Raw genomic sequence first — 18,017 nt, forward strand, 5'->3', positions numbered from 1 at the left:
CCATGTGAGCTGCGTTGCGTGTGCAACCCGGAGGTGCGCGCTGTCCGTCGTCTTGACTACCATGAACTCCTGACTTGTCGAACGGGGAGGCGCTATGGCGGAGGCGACGGACAGCGGGGGAGTCGTGAACACGGCACTCTCCCTGATGCCCCTGATGGGCGGCGTCGGCGCGGTGGCCGGGGCGGCCGCCAGCTTGGCCGTCGAGGTGAACGAGCTGGCGCACCTGAAGGACCGCGTGGACGCGCTGCTCACGGGCTTCGAGGGCTCGAACGCCGGCCCGGGCAAGATCGGCGAGGACTGGCTCGAAGAGGCCGCGCTGGCGGGCCCGGGGTTCCACGAGGCGGGCTTCCTCTTCTCCAGCTTCGACGTCGTCCGGGCCGAACTGCTCAAGTTCTCCAAGGTGCTGGGGCTCCAGATGGAGAGCATGAAGATCGCGATCGACCTGTCCAAGAGCGGGTACGAGAACATCGACGACGACATCCGCCGGCGGATGCGGGCGCTCAACACGCAGATCACGGACCTGCAGGACACCGGCGAGAAGAAGAACGCCCAGCACACCGTGAGCGGTGCCGCTCCGCGGACCGACGCGCCCGCGGCCGGCGGAGACGCGCAGGGCGACTATCAGTGAACCACTGGACGGAAACGGGGGAAGAGTCGCATGGGTAAGGGGCCGAAAACACCTGAAGCGAAGTCGACGCCGCTGGAAGGCATGTCGAACGAGCAGCTGCTGGCGATGCTGACTCCCATCCAGCACGCCCGCGCCGAGGCCCTCTCGGGCAAGCTCAAGGGCGCCGCGGAGGAGATCACCAAGATCGCCGAGTACCTGCGCGCCCGCGCCAACGGCGGCCTCAGCTGGAAGGGCATGGCGGCGGAGTCCTTCGTCGAGTGGACCGCGGCCACGGCGAGCGCCACGTTCTACCTCGCCAAGTACACCCAGCTGGCGGGCGAGTGCCTGGCCGAGTCGGCCCAGGCCATGGCCCAGGCCAAGAGCGGAGTCGACCAGCTCGCCAAGACGAGCGAGTCGGCGAAGACGGACTACACGACCGCCCAGCGCGTCCTGAACGCGGCCCGCCACGACCCGGGCGCCGGCAAGACCGAGGTCAAGACGGCCACCGACGACATGAACGCGGCGTCGAGCGCACGGGAGAAGGCCCGCATCGAGGCAGTGATGAAGCTGCGCTCGCTGGGCCAGACGTACACGTTCACCGGGCAGCGGGTGAACGCCGCGACGCGCCCGGAGTTCCCGCCGCCGGCGGGGTATCTGGGCGACAAGTGGCGGGCACCGGAGAGCTACATCCAGGTGCCGGGCCGCTCGTCCCGCACCAGCACCTCCTCCACGACCGGGACCACGCGGAACCGGGAGGTCAGCGGGCGTACGGACGGTTCCACCGAGCGTGGTGTCGTGCACACCACGGACGGCGGGACGACCGAGACCGGTGGGACCGTCCGCCCCACGCCCCCGCCCACGCACGTGGTGCCCGAGGTGCCCGTCGACCTGGGGATCGACTCCGTGGTGACTCCCCCCGACACCCGGCCCGGCCCCAACACGCCGCCTGGCCCCGGCACCGTGAAGCCGGAGATGCCGACGTACCCCGGTGGCACCCAGACGACCCCGCCTCCGTTCATCACCGGCCCCGGTGGCGGGCCCGGGCAGCTGCCGACCGGCGGCGGCACGGTGAAGGGCGGCGGTTCCGGTTTCCGGCCGGGCCCGTTCGGCCCCGGCGGGACGGCCTCGGCGCGTCCGCCGCGTGAGACCGGCATCGTCGGCGGGAAGCCGGTGACACCGACGAACGGTGGCCGGTCCGCGACGGGCATCCCGCGCAGCACGGTGATCGGCAACGAGCAGGCGTACGGTCGCGGAGGCGCGGGTGGCGCCATGAGCCCGCACGCCGGCGGTGGTGGCGGTGCCGGTGGTACCGCGGCCGGTCGGCGACTGGCCATGGAGCAGGGCGGGGTGGTCGGCGGCCGGGCCCAGAAGACCGGCCAGGCAGGCTCCCGCCCGTTCACCCCCGGCGGCACCGGGCTCGTACGCGGTGGCCAGGCCGGCTCCGGGGCCGGACCGGTCGGGGGACGCGGCGCCGGGATGCACGGTGCCGGCGCACGTTCGGGCGACGACCGTCGCGAGGAGCGCGGCGGCGAGCGTCCCGACTACCTCGTCGAGGACGAGGAGACCTGGCAGCAGGGCAAGCGCCCGATCGTCCCCCCGGTCGTCGACTGATCCCGTAGGCAGAAAGGCACGGAGAAACAGATGCGAACCAGCAGTGGACGGGCCATGCGCTCCGGCTCCCTGACGGCGGCCGTGACGGCCCTGACACTGCTGGGCATCGGTGCGACGCCGGCCCACGCCGAGTCCGTACGAGACCAGCAGTGGCACCTGAACGCCATGGGCGCGGACAAGATCTGGAAGGTCAGCGAGGGCGCGGGCGTCGTCGTAGCCGTCATCGACTCCGGTGTCGACGACTCCATCGCCGACCTCCGCGGACAGGTCCTTCCCGGGAAGGACTACTCCCGCCTCTCGGGCGACGAGAACAACGACGTCGACAACCACGGCACCGGCATGGCGAGCCTGATCGCCGCGACCGGAGCACGCGGCAGCGTCGAAGGGTCCTTCGGCCTCGCGCCCAAGGCCAAGATCCTTCCGATCAGGCTGGTCTACAACCAGGAGCGGTTGTACGAGAAGGACCGCGTGGACTCGTTCTCGGCGGGGATGGCGAAGGCCATCCGGTTCGCCGCCGACTCCGAGGCCAAGGTCATCAACATCTCCGTCGGCTCCAGCACGGACCGCATCGGCCCCGAACTGGAACAGGCCGTCCGGTACGCGCTCTCCAAGAACAAGCTGATCTTCGCGGCCGTCGGCAACAGCGCCGGTGGGGGCAACAAAGCCGAGTACCCCGCGGCGACGCCCGGCGTGGTCGGTGTCGGCGGTCTCGACAAGAAGGCCGCCTGGTGGACCGAGTCCCAGACGGGACCCCAGGTCGATCTCGCCGCCCCGGCCGAGAACCTGGTGAACGCCTGCACCAAGGGCACCCAGCTCTGCTCCGGCAGCGGAACCAGCGGTGCCACCGCCCTCGCCTCCGCCTCCGCCGCCCTGATCTGGTCCAAGCACCCCGACTGGACCAACAACCAGGTCCTGCGCGTCATGCTCAACACCGCCGGCAAGCCGAAGAGCGGCAAGGACCGCACCGACTACCTCGGATACGGCACGATCCGCCCCCTCCGCGCCCTGACCACCCCCGGCGACCCGGGCCCCGCCGACGTCTACCCGCTCCCCGACCTCGCCGCCGCGAACACCACCAAGGAGCCCTCGGCCTCCGCGACCGCGTCCGCCGCTCCCGCCCCGTCGCAGGCCGACAGCACCCCGCCGCCCACCGCCGCCGCCTCCGAGGACGGCGGCAGCACCGGCCTGTGGATCGCGCTCGGCGTCGGTGCGGCGGTCCTGGTCGGCGGGGCGGTGACGGCCGCCGCCCTCCGCTCCCGCCGTCGCGCCGCCGTGCCGCCCATGCCACCGACCGCTCCCGCCGCGCCGCCGTACGCGCCGTACGGGGCCCCGCAGGGCGACGCGTACCCGCAGGCGCAGGCGCAGGCGCAACATCAGCAGCATCAGCCGCCGTTCGAGCGCTGACAGGCTGTGAATTGCAGTCGTGTAGGGGCGATGGGGGATCGGTAGCGTAGCCGTGCCTGTGGGCGTGGGTGTGTGGGCATCGGCAGTCGGGGGTGCCGTGGTCAACACGAAGCGGCCGCGAGTCCATCGGGTGAGGGGCGAATTCGCGCCTTTGTCGCGGGGCGTTCGGAGCCGGGGTGGGGTGTGGGTCGTGGTGGACGGGGGCGTGTCGGGGCGCCGTGAGGGGTGTGGCTGTGGCTCACGGCGAGTGCGGTGGGTGGCGGAGATCGGTTTCGGCTGCCGATCCGGTGCGGTGGGGTGTGCCTACTGTCTGAGCCTCGTGTTCGGCGGTGGGCGGGCGGTTCATTCGGGGCGCGCGCAGACGTCGGCATCCAGAAGCTCTTCGGCACGGGGGAGACCATGTCGTTCGATCAGGAATGGGCCCTGGCCCGGAGTAGCGCCGGGCTTCCGGTGAGCATGAGGCTCGACCGGGCGCCCGCCGGGCAGGGCGGCGGCGTCGATCTGGGCGTGGACCAGGACAGGCTGGGTGCCATCGGCAGTGCCGCGTACGCCCTGCACGGCCGGCTGGTCAAGGACGGCAACCATGCCCGTACGCAGACCACGGAGGCCGCGACCGGTCTGAAGACGAACGGCTTCCGGACCGGCTCCGCCATGGCGGAGGTGCACGCGACCTGGTCCTCGCAGCTCGGCACCCTCCTCGACGCCTGCGCGAACATCTCGAACCACCTCGACTACAGCGCGGCCTCGCACGCCAAGGAAGAGGAGGACATCAGGGCGGCCCTCGCCGCGTCCAGGATCAGCGAGTACCTGACGTAGGCGGGGAGCAAGCCGTGCTGACCTATGACAACGTCCTCCACGCGCCGCTGGACAGGCTGAAGGCGGCGGCGGACGGCTGGTCCGAGATGAAGGGCAAGCTGGACGAGCTGGCCGAGGACGCCCGTACGACGATGTCCGCCAAGGCCAAGGACGAGTACTGGCGCGGTGTGAACGCCGAGGTCACGAAGCCGTTCGTGGACAAGACGGCCAAGGAGTTCGACGACGCGGCGAAGGCGGCGGACGGGATCCGCAGGATCCTTCTGGACGGGTACGGGGCCTTCAAGAAGGCCAAGGACGACCTTGTGAAGATCGTCGAGACGGAGGCGCCGGCCAAGGGCTTCAGGGTCACCTCGGGCGGCAAGGTCGAGGCGAGGGAACCGCTGGCGTCGACCAAGGACCCGGGCGTCCGGCACGACCCCGACTTCCAGGAACTCGTCCGCAAGGAACACGCCGCCATCGACGCCTGGCAGCGGCGTATCGACGCGATCCTGGAAACCTGCGACGACGCCGACATCTCCTGCGCGAACGCGCTCCGGGCCGACATCACCGCCGACAAGCACGACTTCAGCGCGCCGAAGTACGGCAGCCTGGATGCGGAGGAGGCGCAGCGCGCGGTGGACCTGGCCAGGAAGGGCCGGGGTATCTCGCACGCGGAGCTGGAGCAGCTGAACGAGCTGCTGGGCGACAACAGCAGGTCCAGGGAATTCTCCAGGAGCTTCTACGACGGGCTGGGGCCCAAAGGCGCGCTCGAGTTCTTCGGCCAGCTCTCCACCGACACCTACGACTACTCCAAGGTGGACAAACAGCGTCTCGAAGACGTCCAGAACCTGCAGAAGAACCTGGGCCTCAACCTCGCGACGGCGACGCAGGGCGGCGACCGGTGGACCGAGCAGTGGTCCGCCGAGATGCGGAAGCTGGGAACCGAGCGGATTCCGCTGGCCAAGTACGACAACAACCCGGCGTTCGGCTACCAGTTGCTCGGCGGCATCATGCGTTACGGAAACTACGACCCGAAATTCCTGGTCCCGATCGCCGAACACGTCACCCAGCTGCACGCCAAGGATCCCTACACGTTCGCGGGAAACCGGAACATCGGAGGGTGGCTGAAGGATCCGTTCAATCCCTCAGGGGTGAACGGATCGGGCTACGACCCCATGGTGTCCATGCTGGAGGCACTCGGGCACAGCCCGGACGCCGCGAAGCAGTTCTTCACGGCCGACCCCACCTCCTACAACACGGACGGAACGATCGGAGGGAAGGTCGACCTGGACCCGAAGAAGGACGGAGAACAGTTCACCGGCTATCTGGACTTCTTCCAGAGCGCGGACTACGAGTTCTTCCCCGATTTCGACGGCCACGACCCCGACGAGGCGCAGAAGACGGCCGCGAACATGCCGGACGCACTCGGTCACGCCCTTGAGGCCGCGACAACGGGTCACGCCTGGGACGACCCCAACCCGGTACTGCGCAGGGACGCGGACTCGGCCAAGGTCATGCAGGAAGTGATCAACGACTACGGGACGGACTCGGAGCTGAGGAAGCGTCATGAATCCTTGATGGACAGCCTCGGCAACATGGGGGCCGCCTACATCGATGACCTCAACTACTCCACCTACGGATTCGGTGGCAGCGGCGAGCACACGGACCGCGACAAGCTGTTCCGGTTCAGCAGCGACGGCAAGGAGCACACGGACTTCGGTCAGGTCGAGAGCCTGCGCTTCATGACCGCGGTAGCCGGGGACGAAGGCGCCTACAAGAGCATGTCCGCAGCGCAGCAGGTCTTCGAAGCCAGTGGGCTGAAGGCAATGGGCGGGGACAGGGCCGAAGGCCTCGCGTTCGCCCACAACGCCACGAAGATGCACGGGATCCTCGACGAATCGCGCATCAACCAGATCGCTCAGGACTTCAAGGACGACGAGGACCAGCGCAACCTGGAGCTGGAGCAGCAGGCGGAATGGCGCAAGACGGGTGTCAGCTCTGGAGTGGCGGCTGTCGTCGGCGTCGGTTCGGCGGTTGTCCTGGGGCCGGCCGCAGGTCTGGTCGTCGTCACCGCGGTGCCTCTGGTGATGGAGGCCGTAGGCACGTCGATCGACACCGCCTATGCCACGGACACCCTGCAGTACCTCAAGGACAACGAGTACAACAACGACGACCAGGCGCTGACGGACATCGAGGGGACTCGGCAGGCCGGGAAGAGAAGCGCCGTGGTCCCGCTGCTCAACTATGCGGAGTCCGTCGGAATGAGCATGGAAGAGAAGCGCGACATGTTCAGGGAAGCCGAATACTCCTACAACGCCGGTGTCACCGCGGCCGGAGGAAGGCCGAAGGTCGCATGAGGAAGATGACGGGCCCGCCCTGGGGCCGAAGCGGCATTCTCGCGATCTGTGCCCTCGTCCTCGTGACGGCCTGCACAGGCGAGGACGCGAACGCGGGGCGGGAGACGTCGCCGGAGCTCAAGGTCTGCCGACAGGCGTTCGGCGACGTCAATGTGGACGCCGTGGAATCGATCCTGACCGAGGGCGGTGCCCAGGCGGAGAGCGGAGCGCCCGCTCGGCTGAAGGACCGTATGACCGAACAGGCCCGCGCCTGGACGGCCGAGAGCGACGACCTCCGCCGTGACAGCTCCGAACTGTGCACGCTGGGTGTCACGGGGGCCGATTCCCGAGGCTGGATGACCGGACGTGTCATGTGGTCGACGCTCACCATGGACTCCGTCACCGTCGGGAGTTCCGCGAAGGGCTGGCGCAAGGCTGTGGACGGTGTGTACGCACAGCCGCTGAAGCAGCAGAGCGGCCTGGCCGTCGTGGCCCCCTGCCGATTGGCGGGGACCGCGACCGGGCAGGAGCGGCAGCTCCCCTTGGAGGTCTCTGTGGCGGAGGAGGGCCTGGGGAGTCGGAATCCCGACCTGACAGGACGCGTTGCCTCCGCGCTGCTCCGGTACACCCGCACGCTCCTCGGTTGCCAGAACCCGTTGACAGTGCCGGACTCGTTGACCTCGTGACGGACCGAGGGAGACGACGGAGATGCGGGAGACGAGGGGGACGATGGCGACGAGGGCGATGCGGGAACGAGAGAGGTGAAGGGCTTGGTGCGGCCCGGTAGCGTGGCGTCAGGTTGGCCGCCGCTTCAGAACGTAGGCAAAGCCGACACCCTGCCCTTGCTGATCAGGAAGACGCGGTTGGACTTCGCCGTCATCGCCCAGGGGCCCGTGTTGTCGCGTTCGTAGGTCCAGACGCGCTTGCCTTCCGGGATGGAGATGCCCGAGACGCCGGAGTCGCCGTTGGCGCTTTCGACGGTCCAGGCGCAGTCGCCCTGGATCACGGGGGGCTGCGGGTCGGGGAAGTCGCCGTTCAGGTCGGCGTACCAGAAGTCGGGGGTGGAGCCGTCCTTGGCGTAGCGGCGGACGGCTCGGCCCTGGGTGGCCGTGACACCGTTGGCGTCGACTGCTGGTGCGCCCCAGGTGCGCCGGGGGCTCGGGTCGACGGACCAGAGGGGCGTGCCGGTGGCGAGGGTGACGGCGGTCAGGGTGCGGCCGCCCAGGTAGACCGTGCCGGCGTCGACGGCGGGCCGCAGGGACTCCGAGGACTGGCCGCGGATCTGCCAGACGCGACGACCGGTCGCCCGCGCGTAGGCCGAGACGGTGCCGTCCGTGCCGGAGACGACCAGGTGGTCGGTGTCGGCGGCGGCCCAGGGGCCCTTGGTGTCCGTGGCGCGTTCGGTGGACGCGATCGTCCAGCGGATCCGGCGGCCGACGACGTCCACGGCCCGCAGCGCGCCCTTGGTGGTCAGCACGTAGACCGTGTCGGGGGTGGCGGCCAGCAGGATCGCCGCTTCCGCCGACGGGAGCGACCAGAGGCGCCTGCTCGTGGACGCGTTGTGGGCCACCAGGTGGCCCGAGCTGTTCGCCGCCACGAAATCGGTCAGCGTCAGGGGGAGCTGGCGGGCCGTCTTCGAGATGTCCGGCAGCGTCCACTTCGTCGAGCCGTCCACCACCTTCAGGGCCGTCAGGCCGCCGTTCCGGTCCGGGAAGACCAGTACGTCGCGCAGCGCCACCGGCGGTGCCAGCGGGCCCGTCGCCGCCACGTCGACCGGACCCCACAGGGGTGTCGGGCGGACACCCGCGTTCGCCTGGTCCAGGAGCGGGGCCTCCGGCGCGTCGCCCTCGGGCGGCAGGGCGTCCTCCCCGCGACCGCCCAGCCACCACGCCGTACCTCCGCCGCCGGCCAGCAGGACCGCGCCGCCCCCGCCCCAGGCCGCGAGCACCCGGCGCCGGCTCGGCACGGGCGCGCCGCCCGCCACGACGGTCGAGGCCGCCGCCTTGGACTGGCGCCGCACCTCGGTCTCCCGGCGCCTCACCTCCTCGTGCAGCGCACCCTTCCGCCACACGTCACGGACCTTGCGCCGGTCCGGTACGAAGGCCTGCGCCACCTGTTCCGGCGTCGGCCGCAGCTCGGGTTCGCGGGCCAGACACGGGGCGATCAACCGGTGCAGCTCGGGCGGCAGGGCGCCCAGGTCCGGCTGCTCGTGCACCACCGCGTACTGCACGGCCGCCACGTGCGCCCCGTCGTACGCCCGGCGCCCCGTCGCCGCGTACACGAGCACCGCGCCCAGCGAGAAGACGTCCGCCGCCCCGGTCACCCGCCGCCCGAGGACCTGCTCGGGTGCCCCGTAGCCGGGCGTGACCGGGATCTGGCCGGTCGTCGTCAGCGTGAGGCCGTGCTCGGGGCGGGCGATGCCGAAGTCGATGACCCGGGGGCCGTCGGACGTGAGCACGATGTTCGGCGGCTTGATGTCGCGGTGGATCAGCCCGGCGGCGTGGATGTCCCGCAGTGTCTCGCCCAGCGCCGCCGCCAGCGCCCGTACCGTCGGTTCGTCGAACGGGCCGTACCGCGCCACCGCCTCGTCCAGCGTCGGCCCGGCCAGGAACTCCGTCGCGATCCACGGCCGCCCGCCGTCCATCTGCGCGTCGAGCACCCGCGCCACCCCGCCGCTCCTGACCGCCCGCGCCGTGTGCGCCTCGCGGACGAAGCGCTGGGCCAGGTGCTGGTCGTGGGCGAGCTCGGGGCGCAGCACCTTCACCGCGGCGGGGCGCCCGTCGGCGCCCGCCGCCAGGTACACCTTGCCCATGCCGCCCTCGCCCAGCACACCGAGCAGCCGGTACGGGCCGAGCCGCAGCGGGTCGCCGAAGCCTAGGGGGTTCATCGGGGCGTCACGTCCTGTCCTGGGAGGGGTAGGGAGGGAGGGGAGGGAGGGGGCGGATGGTGGTGGTGGTGTTCTGTGGTGGGTGTGGTGAGCTGCGGGGCTACTTCAGCGGCAGGGCGATCACGAAGCGGTCTCCCACCGCGTACATCCGGCCCTCTTTCCGTCGCGCCACCACGTGGTCCGCGTCCGTCCCGTACACCCACGCCCTGCGTCGCGTCCTCAGGTCCACCGCCGCCAGCCCCCGCTCGGACCGGTAGTAGAGGTACCGGTCGCCCACCGCGAGGGACTGGTCCTTGTCGGGCAGGGCCGGGTCGTCGGTGGCCGCCCGCTCCTGCCACAGCTTCGTGCCCGTGGCCGTGTCGACGGCGTACGCCCCGCCCTCCACCACCGCGTAGACCGCGCCGTCCCCCAGGACGGGCGCGGAGAACGGGTCCTTCGCCGAGACCCGCTCCTGCCAGGTCGTGCCGCCGTCGGACAGCCGGAACGCCGAGAGGTTCGTACCGCCCGTGTAGAGGTGGGTTCCGTCCAGGCAGGGCTGGTTGAGGGAGGCCGTGTCCCGTGGCACGTCGATGTCCTTGCGCCAGCGCACGGCGCCCGTACGGGTGTCACGGGCGACGACCCGGGTCGTGTCGTCGAACTCGTTGTAGCTCTCGAACGTGATGAGGCGGTCTCCGGCGACCGCCGACGCCATCACGTAGCGACGGTCCGTGCTGTCGAGACGTGAGGAGGAGCCGGAGCCCGTGGCGGTGTCGCCGAGGGGCGTGCGCCATATCTCCTTCCCCGTACGGGTGTTCACGGCCACCAGGTGGTGCGCGCGCAGCGCGTCCGGGACGCCCGTCGCTCCCGCGAGGTACAGGACTCCGCCCGCCGCGCACAGCAACTGGGTCGCGTCCATGTTGGCGTTGAGGCCCTGGACCGTGATGCCGGACGGGCGCAGCGCGTACCTCTTCGTGTCGACCGTCCGCACCACCAGGTCGAAGTGCTGTGTGTCCGGCTTCCGTTGTACGGCGTGGACGACGCCCGCCTCGTCCGCGACGGCCGTCCACGGTGTGGTGTCGGCGCTGCACACCCCGGCGGTCTTTCCGGTCGCCGCGTCGGTGAACACCACGCCCATCCCCGCGACCAGGGCGACCTGCCCGCCCACGACCATCGGGAACGTGCGCTCGTCCTTCTCCGGCGTCGCCATCTCCGTGCTCCACAGCGACAGCGGGGCCGCGCCGGTGCCGCCGGCCGGCGGCGTCCTCGGCCCCGCCTCCGGCCGGGCCTCCCTTCCGCGCCACGCCCACAGGCCCGCCCCCGCGCCCGCCGCGGCGAGGGCCGTGCCGCCGCCCAGGGCGAGGAGCCCGCGGCGGGAGAGGCGGCGCGGCGGGGTCGGGGCCGCCGTCGCGTACGGGTCCTCCGCCGGTGCCAGGAGGCGGGGCGGGTGCGGATGCCAGACGTCCGTCGCGCGGCGGGCGATCGCGGCGAGCAGCGGAGGCGGCAGATGGTCCGCGAACTCGCCCCGGCCGTCGTGGAGTTCGGCGATCAGGGTGGCCGGCACCGGCCGCGCGGACGGGTCCTTCGCCAGGCAGGCGGCCAGGAGGGGGCGCAGGGACGGCGGTACGGCGGACAGGTCCGGGTCGGCGTAGCGCACGCGGTAGAGGAGGTCGGCCGGGGCGCCCGAGCCGAACGGCGGCAGGCCCGTCGCCGCGAAGACCAGCACGCCCGCGAGCGCGAACACGTCTCCCGCCGGGGTGTGTTCCTCGCCCGCGGCCTGTTCCGGCGACATGTACGCCGGGGTGCCGGCCGCCGCCCCCGTGGACGTGAGCCGGGCGTCGCCGGCCGCGCGGGCGATGCCGAAGTCGATCACCTTCGGGCCGTGCGCGGTGACCAGGATGTTCGACGGCTTCAGATCGCGGTGCACCACGTCCGACGAGTGCAGCTGCCGCAGCGCCCCCGCGAGGGCGGCGCCCACGGCGCGTACGGTCGGCTCCGGCAGCGGGCCCGCCAGGGCGACCGCGTCGTCCAGCGGCGGGCCCAGGACGTACTCCGTGGCCAGCCACGGCGTCTCGGCGAGCGGGTCCGCGTCGACGACGGCCGCGCCGTGGCGGTCCCCGATGATGCGGGCCGCGTCGGCCTCCAGCCGGAAACGGGTGCGGAACGCCGGGTCGGCCGCCAGGCGCGCGTGCACCGTCTTCAGGGCGACCGTACGGCCGCCCGGCGAACGCGCCAGGTACACCGTGCCCATGCCGCCGGAGCCCAGGCGGGCCAGCAGGCGGTACGCGGCGATGGCGGGCGGGTCGTCGTGGGTCAGGGGGGAGAGCATGGTCAGTTTCCGATCCCGTTTCCGTGCCCGTGACCGGAGCCGGGCCCGTGCCCGTTTCCGTGCCCGTTTCCGTGCCCGTGCCCGTGCCCGTGCCCGTGACCGGAGCCGGTCCCGGTCCCGGGCCCGGTCCCGACCCCGGCACCTTGCCCCGGCGCCTCCGCGCCCCCCGCCACCTCCGCCGCCAGCAGCGCCGCCGACTGGTGGGCCAGCGCCGCCACCACGCGGGGCGGGAGCCAGCCCGGGGTGAGCAGGGTCGTGGCCGAGCCGAGGACCGTCCCGTGCGGGGTGGGCGGGGACAGGGCGGGCAGCAGGGCCGGGGCGGGCGGGCGGTTCGCCGGGTCCCGGGTGAGGCAGGCGGTGATCGTCGCGGCCAGGGCCGGCGGGAGTTCCGAGCGCTCGGGGACGGTGTGGCCGGTGGCGGCGTACGCCAGGACGGCGCCGAGCCCGTACACGTCGCCCGGCGGGCGGGGCAGTCCGCCCGTCGCCTGCTCCGGGGACTGCGCCGCCCGGTCCACGCGGTCCGTGGCGCGGGCCGCGCCGAAGCAGGTGAGCCGCGGGCCGTCCGCCGTCAGGAGCACCGCCGCCGGGGCCACGCCCGCGTGCGCCACGCCCTGCGCGTGCAGCGCGGCCAGCGTCTCCGCGAGGGCCGCGCCGATCACCCGTACCGTTTCCTCGGGCAACGGGCCGCCGTGCACGGCCAGCGCCACGGGGAGCGGGAGCGCGGGGACGTACGGGGTCGCGAACCAGGCGTCCGCGCCGGGTGCGGCTCCGTCGATCTCCGTCACCGGGAACGTCCACGGCGGTGCGAGGCGCTGTGCCGCCTGCGCCTCGGCCCGGAAAAGGGCCGGGTCGGCGCCGGGGAGCGGGGCCGTCAGGAGCACCGTACGGTCGGAGGTCGCGGCGCGGGCGATGAAGCGGCGGCACGGGACCGGGGGCGGGGACGGGTGCGGGCCGGGGCGGTCCTGGGGTGGGTCCAGACGCGTGATGAGGCGGTACGGCCGTTCCACTTGCGAATCCCCCCTGAATTCCCCCTGAGCGAGGGAGAGCCTACTCGGGGGAGCCGGACGGGCCGGAACGGGGAGAAGGGGCGCCCCTTCGCGGGGCGCCCCTTCCTCGGAGACCGTGATCGGAATCGAACCGACGTAACTCGCTTTGCAGGCGAGCCCCTCAACCACTCGGGCACACGGTCGTGGTGGCGACGAGTAAGACGTTAGGGGCGGGGCGGGGCGGGCTCAACGGTTCCGGTGGTGGTGCAACACGACTGCCATACGCGCGCCACAGGGCGTTCACGGTCCTAGGCCGAAGGGACCACTCCGTAACCGACTCACGACAGGGGTCACATGTGCCGATGGCCCTTACTCTGGGGGGATGAGCGTCCTCGAACCCAGCGACACCGTCGCGCCCAGCGACAGCGTCGCGCCTCCCGCCGCCGCCCCTCCCACCGGCGGCGGAAGCGTGCTCGACCGAGAGCACCGGGCGCTCAGCGTCGGCATCGTGTCCGTGGTCCTGCTCATCGCCTTCGAGGCCACCGCCGTCGGCACCGCGATGCCGGTCGCCGCGCGCGAACTCGGCGGGGTCTCGCTGTACGCCTTCGCCTTCTCCGCATACTTCACCACCAGCCTCTTCGCCATGGTCCTGTCCGGGCAGTGGTCCGACCGCAGCGGGCCGCTGGCGCCGCTCACCGCCGGCATGACCGCCTTCGCCGCGGGACTGCTGCTCTCCGGCACGGCCGGCACGATGTGGCTGTTCATCCTCGGGCGGGCCGTCCAGGGGCTCGGCGGCGGTCTCGTGATCGTCGCCCTGTACGTGGTGATCAGCCGCGCCTACGCCGAACACCTCCGGCCCGCGATCATGGCCGCCTTCGCCGCCGGCTGGGTCGTGCCCTCCGTCGTCGGGCCGCTCGCCTCCGGGACGATCACCGAGCACCTGGGATGGCGGTGGGTGTTCGTGGGGATACCCGCCCTCGTCGTCTTCCCGCTCGCCCTCGCGCTGCCCGCGATACGCCGGACGGCTTCCGGGCCCGCCGACCCGCAGGCCCCGCTCCCGCCGTACGACCGGCGACGCATCCGGCTCGCCCTCGGGATCTCCTTCGGCGCGGCGCTGCTCCAGTACGCCGGGCAGGAGCTGCGCTGGCTCTCCCTGGTCCCGGCCGTCGTCGGCGCCGCGCTGCTCGTGCCCGCCGTGCGCGGGCTGCTGCCGCCCGGGACGTACCGGGCGGCCCGCGGGCTGCCCTCGGTGGTGCTGCTGCGCGGGATCGCCGCGGGCGCGTTCATCGCGGCCGAGTCCTTTGTGCCGCTGATGCTGGTCACCGAGCGCGGGCTGAGCCCGACGCTCGCCGGGCTCTCGCTCGCCGTCGGCGGGCTGACCTGGGCGCTCGGCTCCTACGTCCAGTCGCGGCCGTGGACGGAGCCGTACCGCGAGCGGCTCATGGTCGGCGGCATGGTGCTGGTCGCGCTCGCCATCGCCGCGGCGCCGAGCGTCCTGATCGAGGCCGTCCCGGCGTGGGTGGTCGCCGTCGCCTGGGCCTTCGGGTGCTTCGGCATGGGCATCGTGATCGCCCTCACCAGCGTGCTGCTGCTCAAGCTGTCCGCCCCGGAGGAGGCGGGCGCGAACTCCGCCGCCCTCCAGATCTCCGACGGGCTCTCGAACGTGCTGCTGCTCGCGGCCGGCGGGGCGGCGTTCGCCGCGCTCGGCGGCGGGGCGGTGGGGCACGCGGCCTCCGGCGGGGGCGGCGGGTCCCATCCCGTGGCCTTCGTCGTGGTCTTCCTGCCGATGGCCGTCGTGGCGGCGGCGGGCGCGTGGGTCGCCACGCGGCTCGGGGTGCGGGGGGCTTCCGTCGCGCGGGCGTAGGCCCGTGGACTCGTGGGCGGGCGGGCGTGGGTCCGTAGGCCCGTGGGCTCATGGGCGGGCGGGCGTGGGTCCGCAGGCCCGTGGGCTCGTGGGCGGGCGGGTGCGCGTATGCCCTGGTCATCGGCTTCCGGGGCGGTCGCGTGGGCCATGTGGAGGTGATCGCCGAGCAGTTGCGGGGGCTGTGAGGACTGTCTCAAGGGGGGCCGCCACAGGGCTGATCGGGGTGGGTCGCGGGGGTCGCACCGGTAAGGTGGCCCGGTTGTCATATCTGGACGAGCGTCGAACCGGAGACCGTGACTACTACCGCCTCCTCCTCCCATCACCTTTCTCCCGCCTTCCCCGGCCGTGCCCCGTGGGGTACCGCCGGCAAGCTGCGAGCCTGGCAGCAGGGCGCGATGGAGAAGTACCTCCAGGATCAGCCCCGTGACTTCCTCGCGGTCGCCACGCCGGGCGCCGGCAAGACCACCTTCGCCCTGACCCTCGCGTCCTGGCTGCTGCACCACCACGTGGTGCAGCAGATCACCGTGGTCGCGCCCACCGAGCACCTGAAGAAGCAGTGGGCCGCCGCCGCCGCGCGGATAGGGATCAAGCTGGACCCGGACTACAGCGCCGGGCCGCTCAGCAAGGAGTACGACGGGGTCGCCATCACCTATGCCGGTGTCGGGGTGCGCCCCATGCTGCACCGCAACCGCTGCGAACAGCGCAAGACCCTCGTCATCCTCGACGAGATCCACCACGCCGGAGACTCCAAGTCCTGGGGCGAGGCCTGCCTGGAGGCCTTCGAGCCCGCCAGCCGGCGGCTCGCCCTGACCGGTACGCCCTTCCGGTCCGACACGAACCCGATCCCCTTCGTCACGTACGAGGAGGGGAACGACGGGATCCGGCGGTCCTCGGCCGACTACACGTACGGCTACGGGAACGCCCTCGGCGACGGGGTCGTGCGGCCGGTCATCTTCCTCAGCTACAGCGGCAACATGCGCTGGCGCACCAAGGCCGGTGACGAGGTCGCCGCGCGGCTCGGCGAGCCGATGACCAAGGACGCCGTCTCGCAGGCCTGGCGCACCGCCCTCGACCCGCGCGGCGACTGGATGCCCAACGTGCTGCGCGCCGCCGACCAGCGGCTCACCGAGGTCCGGAAGTCCATTCCGGACGCCGGCGGGCTGGTCATCGCGAGCGACCAGGACTCGGCGCGTTCCTACGCCAAGCTGATCCGGGAGATCACCGGGACCAAGGCGACCGTCGTGCTCTCGGACGACGCCGGCGCCTCCGGCCGGATCGACGAGTTCAGCGAGAACACCTCCCGCTGGATGGTCGCCGTCCGGATGGTGTCCGAGGGCGTCGACGTGCCGCGGCTCGCCGTCGGCGTGTACGCGACGACCATCTCGACCCCGCTGTTCTTCGCGCAGGCCGTCGGGCGCTTCGTGCGATCCCGCAGGCGCGGGGAGACGGCGTCCGTGTTCCTTCCCACCATCCCCAGCCTCCTCGGCTTCGCCACCGAGATGGAGGTCGAGCGCGACCACGTCCTCGACCGGCCGAAGAAGGAGGGCGAGGAGGACCCGTACGCCGAGTCCGAGAAGGAGCTCGCCGAGGCCGAGAAGCAGCAGGACGAGGACACCGGCGAGCAGGACATGCTGCCCTTCGAGGCGCTGGAGTCCGACGCCGTCTTCGACCGGGTGCTCTACAACGCGGCCGAGTTCGGCATGCAGGCCCACCCGGGCAGCGAGGAGGAGCAGGACTACCTCGGCATCCCCGGGCTGCTGGAGCCGGACCAGGTGCAGCTGCTGCTCCAGAAGCGGCAGGCCCGGCAGATCGCGCACAGCCGCAAGAAGCCGGACACCGAGGCCGACCTGCTGGAGCTGCCCGCCGAGCGGCGGCCCGTGGTTTCCCACAAGGAGCTCCTTGAGCTGAGGAAACAGCTCAACACGATGGTCGGTGCGTACGTTCACCAGAGCGGCAAGCCGCACGGTGTCATCCACACCGAGCTGCGCCGGGTGTGCGGCGGGCCGCCGAGCGCCGAGGCCACCGCCGGGCAGCTGCGCGAGCGGATCAAGAAGGTGCAGGAGTGGGCCACCCGGATGCGGTGACGCACATGGGGCCGCACTCCGAGGCTTGAGGGTTTCAAGGCTTCGAGGGTTCATTGGGGCAGGGCTTCCAAGGCCGAGAGGCCCGTACACAGGCTGTGTACGGGCCTCTCGGGCGTCCCGGGGGAACGGGACGGTGCGGCGAGGACCGGCCCCCACGGTCGGGCCTCGCGCTCTTCCACGCTACGGGCGGCACCTGGGCGTCCTTGTCCCCCAAAGTCCCCAGTTCGGCCGACTTAGGTCCCGAACCGCCCGTATCCGGTCGCACGCGCCCGGATTCTGGACGAGGTCTTCCGCTGAGCGGAGCAGGTCGCTACTGTCCCGGCTCAAGCAAACGCCCCGTGGCAGCGCCGCCGCGGAGCGCAGCCGGTGTGCCCCCGTCCTGCCGGCGGCCTCTGACGTGCGTCGCCGTGGGACCGGTGCCGCAGCTCCCGTACGAGTCCGCTGTCACTCACTCCGAAGGAGAGGGCGTCGTGACCGCGGAGACCTCCCAGACGCTCGACCGGGGACTCAGAGTCCTCAAACTGCTCGCCGACACCGACCACGGCCTGACCGTCACCGAGTTGTCCAACCGACTCGGTGTCAACCGGACCGTCGTCTACCGTCTGCTCGCCACGCTCGAACAGCACGCCCTGGTCCGCCGTGATCTGGGTGGCCGCGCCCGGGTCGGGCTCGGCGTGCTGCGGCTCGGCCGCCAGGTCCATCCGCTGGTGCGGGAGGCCGCGCTGCCCGCGCTGCGCTCGCTCGCGGAGGACATAGGCGCGACGGCCCACCTGACGCTCGTCGACGGGGCCGAAGCGCTCGCCGTCGCCGTCGTCGAACCGACCTGGACCGACTACCACGTCGCCTACCGGGCCGGCTTCCGTCATCCGCTGGACCGTGGGGCGGCCGGGCGCGCCATACTCGCCGCGCGGCTGGGCGAGCTGATCGAGCCGGGCTACACCCTGACCCACGGCGAGCTGGAGGCCGGGGCCAGCGGGGCCGCCGCGCCGCTCGTCGGGGTCACCGGGATCGAAGGCAGCGTCGGCGTCGTCATGCTGTCGGACGCCGTGCCGGAGCGGGTCGGACCGCGGGTCGTGGACGCGGCCCGGGAGGTCGCCGACGCGCTGCGCTAGGGCCCGTCGCGGGGGCGCGCGAGCGC

The 18,017-nt window shown here is 72.2% G+C and carries 12 protein-coding genes and 1 tRNA gene; 9 read left to right on the top strand and 4 right to left on the bottom strand.

All coding sequences use genetic code 11. From position 1 onward, the window contains the following. Positions 1 to 94 precede the first annotated feature (94 nt). The 6 genes from AB0Q96_RS02815 (at position 95) to AB0Q96_RS02840 (ending at position 7,439) form a co-directional block, all read left to right on the top strand. Positions 95 to 628 (top strand): hypothetical protein, encoded by a 534-nt coding sequence (locus AB0Q96_RS02815; protein ID WP_365321234.1) that lies wholly within the window; start codon positions 95 to 97, stop codon positions 626 to 628. Positions 629 to 709: 81 nt separating this feature from the next. Beyond that, positions 710 to 2,218: a hypothetical protein gene (locus AB0Q96_RS02820; RefSeq protein WP_365321235.1), complete on the top strand. Its 1,509-nt coding sequence runs from the start codon at positions 710 to 712 to the stop codon at positions 2,216 to 2,218. Between the two features lie 30 nt (positions 2,219 to 2,248). After that, a complete protein-coding gene (mycP, locus tag AB0Q96_RS02825) occupies positions 2,249 to 3,622 on the top strand; it encodes a type VII secretion-associated serine protease mycosin (RefSeq protein WP_365321236.1) in 1,374 nt (457 codons plus the stop codon). Positions 3,623 to 4,021: 399 nt separating this feature from the next. Further along, on the top strand, positions 4,022 to 4,438 hold the full coding sequence (locus AB0Q96_RS02830) for a hypothetical protein (RefSeq protein ID WP_365321238.1): 417 nt from the start codon (positions 4,022 to 4,024) through the stop codon (positions 4,436 to 4,438). Positions 4,439 to 4,452: 14 nt separating this feature from the next. Beyond that, the gene (locus tag AB0Q96_RS02835) at positions 4,453 to 6,774 is read left to right on the top strand and encodes a DUF6571 family protein (RefSeq protein WP_365321239.1); all 2,322 of its coding nucleotides are present in this window, start codon (positions 4,453 to 4,455) and stop codon (positions 6,772 to 6,774) included. Continuing rightward, positions 6,771 to 7,439 (top strand): hypothetical protein, encoded by a 669-nt coding sequence (locus tag AB0Q96_RS02840; protein ID WP_365321241.1) that lies wholly within the window; start codon positions 6,771 to 6,773, stop codon positions 7,437 to 7,439. The genes AB0Q96_RS02835 and AB0Q96_RS02840 overlap by 4 nt, the downstream gene beginning before the upstream one ends. Positions 7,440 to 7,564: 125 nt before the next feature. Here AB0Q96_RS02840 and AB0Q96_RS02845 read toward each other — a convergent pair whose 3' ends face one another. From AB0Q96_RS02845 to AB0Q96_RS02860, 4 genes are all read right to left on the bottom strand, one after another. After that, complete coding sequence (locus AB0Q96_RS02845) at positions 7,565 to 9,640, bottom strand: serine/threonine-protein kinase (protein ID WP_365321242.1); 2,076 nt, start codon at positions 9,638 to 9,640, stop codon at positions 7,565 to 7,567. A 100-nt stretch (positions 9,641 to 9,740) separates the two neighbouring features. Further along, the gene (locus AB0Q96_RS02850; protein WP_365321243.1) at positions 9,741 to 11,945 is read right to left on the bottom strand and encodes a PQQ-binding-like beta-propeller repeat protein; all 2,205 of its coding nucleotides are present in this window, start codon (positions 11,943 to 11,945) and stop codon (positions 9,741 to 9,743) included. Between the two features lie 2 nt (positions 11,946 to 11,947). Next, the gene (locus tag AB0Q96_RS02855; RefSeq protein ID WP_365321244.1) at positions 11,948 to 12,952 is read right to left on the bottom strand and encodes a serine/threonine protein kinase; all 1,005 of its coding nucleotides are present in this window, start codon (positions 12,950 to 12,952) and stop codon (positions 11,948 to 11,950) included. Between the two features lie 110 nt (positions 12,953 to 13,062). After that, positions 13,063 to 13,134 (bottom strand) — tRNA-Cys (locus tag AB0Q96_RS02860). A gap of 179 nt (positions 13,135 to 13,313) precedes the next feature. Between AB0Q96_RS02860 and AB0Q96_RS02865 the strand changes: the two genes are divergently transcribed. From AB0Q96_RS02865 to AB0Q96_RS02875, 3 genes are all read left to right on the top strand, one after another. Beyond that, positions 13,314 to 14,795 (top strand): MFS transporter, encoded by a 1,482-nt coding sequence (locus tag AB0Q96_RS02865; protein WP_365321245.1) that lies wholly within the window; start codon positions 13,314 to 13,316, stop codon positions 14,793 to 14,795. 293 nt (positions 14,796 to 15,088) lie between these two features. Further along, the gene (locus AB0Q96_RS02870) at positions 15,089 to 16,879 is read left to right on the top strand and encodes a DEAD/DEAH box helicase (protein WP_365321246.1); all 1,791 of its coding nucleotides are present in this window, start codon (positions 15,089 to 15,091) and stop codon (positions 16,877 to 16,879) included. Positions 16,880 to 17,349: 470 nt separating this feature from the next. Next, the gene (locus tag AB0Q96_RS02875) at positions 17,350 to 17,991 is read left to right on the top strand and encodes a helix-turn-helix domain-containing protein (RefSeq protein WP_365321247.1); all 642 of its coding nucleotides are present in this window, start codon (positions 17,350 to 17,352) and stop codon (positions 17,989 to 17,991) included. Positions 17,992 to 18,017: the final 26 nt, after the last annotated feature.

The sequence above is a fragment of the Streptomyces sp. NPDC093111 genome (genome assembly GCF_040683955.1).
Taxonomy (GTDB): Bacteria; Actinomycetota; Actinomycetes; order Streptomycetales; family Streptomycetaceae; genus Streptomyces.

What these genes read in the sequence shown, in the direction of transcription:
- AB0Q96_RS02830 (WP_365321238.1), top strand. Translation starts at nt 4,022, where the DNA reads ATGTCGTTCGATCAGGAATGGGCCCTGGCCCGGAGTAGCGCCGGGCTT.
- mycP (WP_365321236.1), top strand. Translation starts at nt 2,249, where the DNA reads ATGCGAACCAGCAGTGGACGGGCCATGCGCTCCGGCTCCCTGACGGCG.
- AB0Q96_RS02815 (WP_365321234.1), top strand. Translation starts at nt 95, where the DNA reads ATGGCGGAGGCGACGGACAGCGGGGGAGTCGTGAACACGGCACTCTCC.
- AB0Q96_RS02850 (WP_365321243.1), bottom strand. Translation starts at nt 11,945, where the DNA reads ATGCTCTCCCCCCTGACCCACGACGACCCGCCCGCCATCGCCGCGTAC.
- AB0Q96_RS02840 (WP_365321241.1), top strand. Translation starts at nt 6,771, where the DNA reads ATGAGGAAGATGACGGGCCCGCCCTGGGGCCGAAGCGGCATTCTCGCG.
- AB0Q96_RS02820 (WP_365321235.1), top strand. Translation starts at nt 710, where the DNA reads ATGTCGAACGAGCAGCTGCTGGCGATGCTGACTCCCATCCAGCACGCC.
- AB0Q96_RS02845 (WP_365321242.1), bottom strand. Translation starts at nt 9,640, where the DNA reads ATGAACCCCCTAGGCTTCGGCGACCCGCTGCGGCTCGGCCCGTACCGG.
- AB0Q96_RS02865 (WP_365321245.1), top strand. Translation starts at nt 13,314, where the DNA reads ATGAGCGTCCTCGAACCCAGCGACACCGTCGCGCCCAGCGACAGCGTC.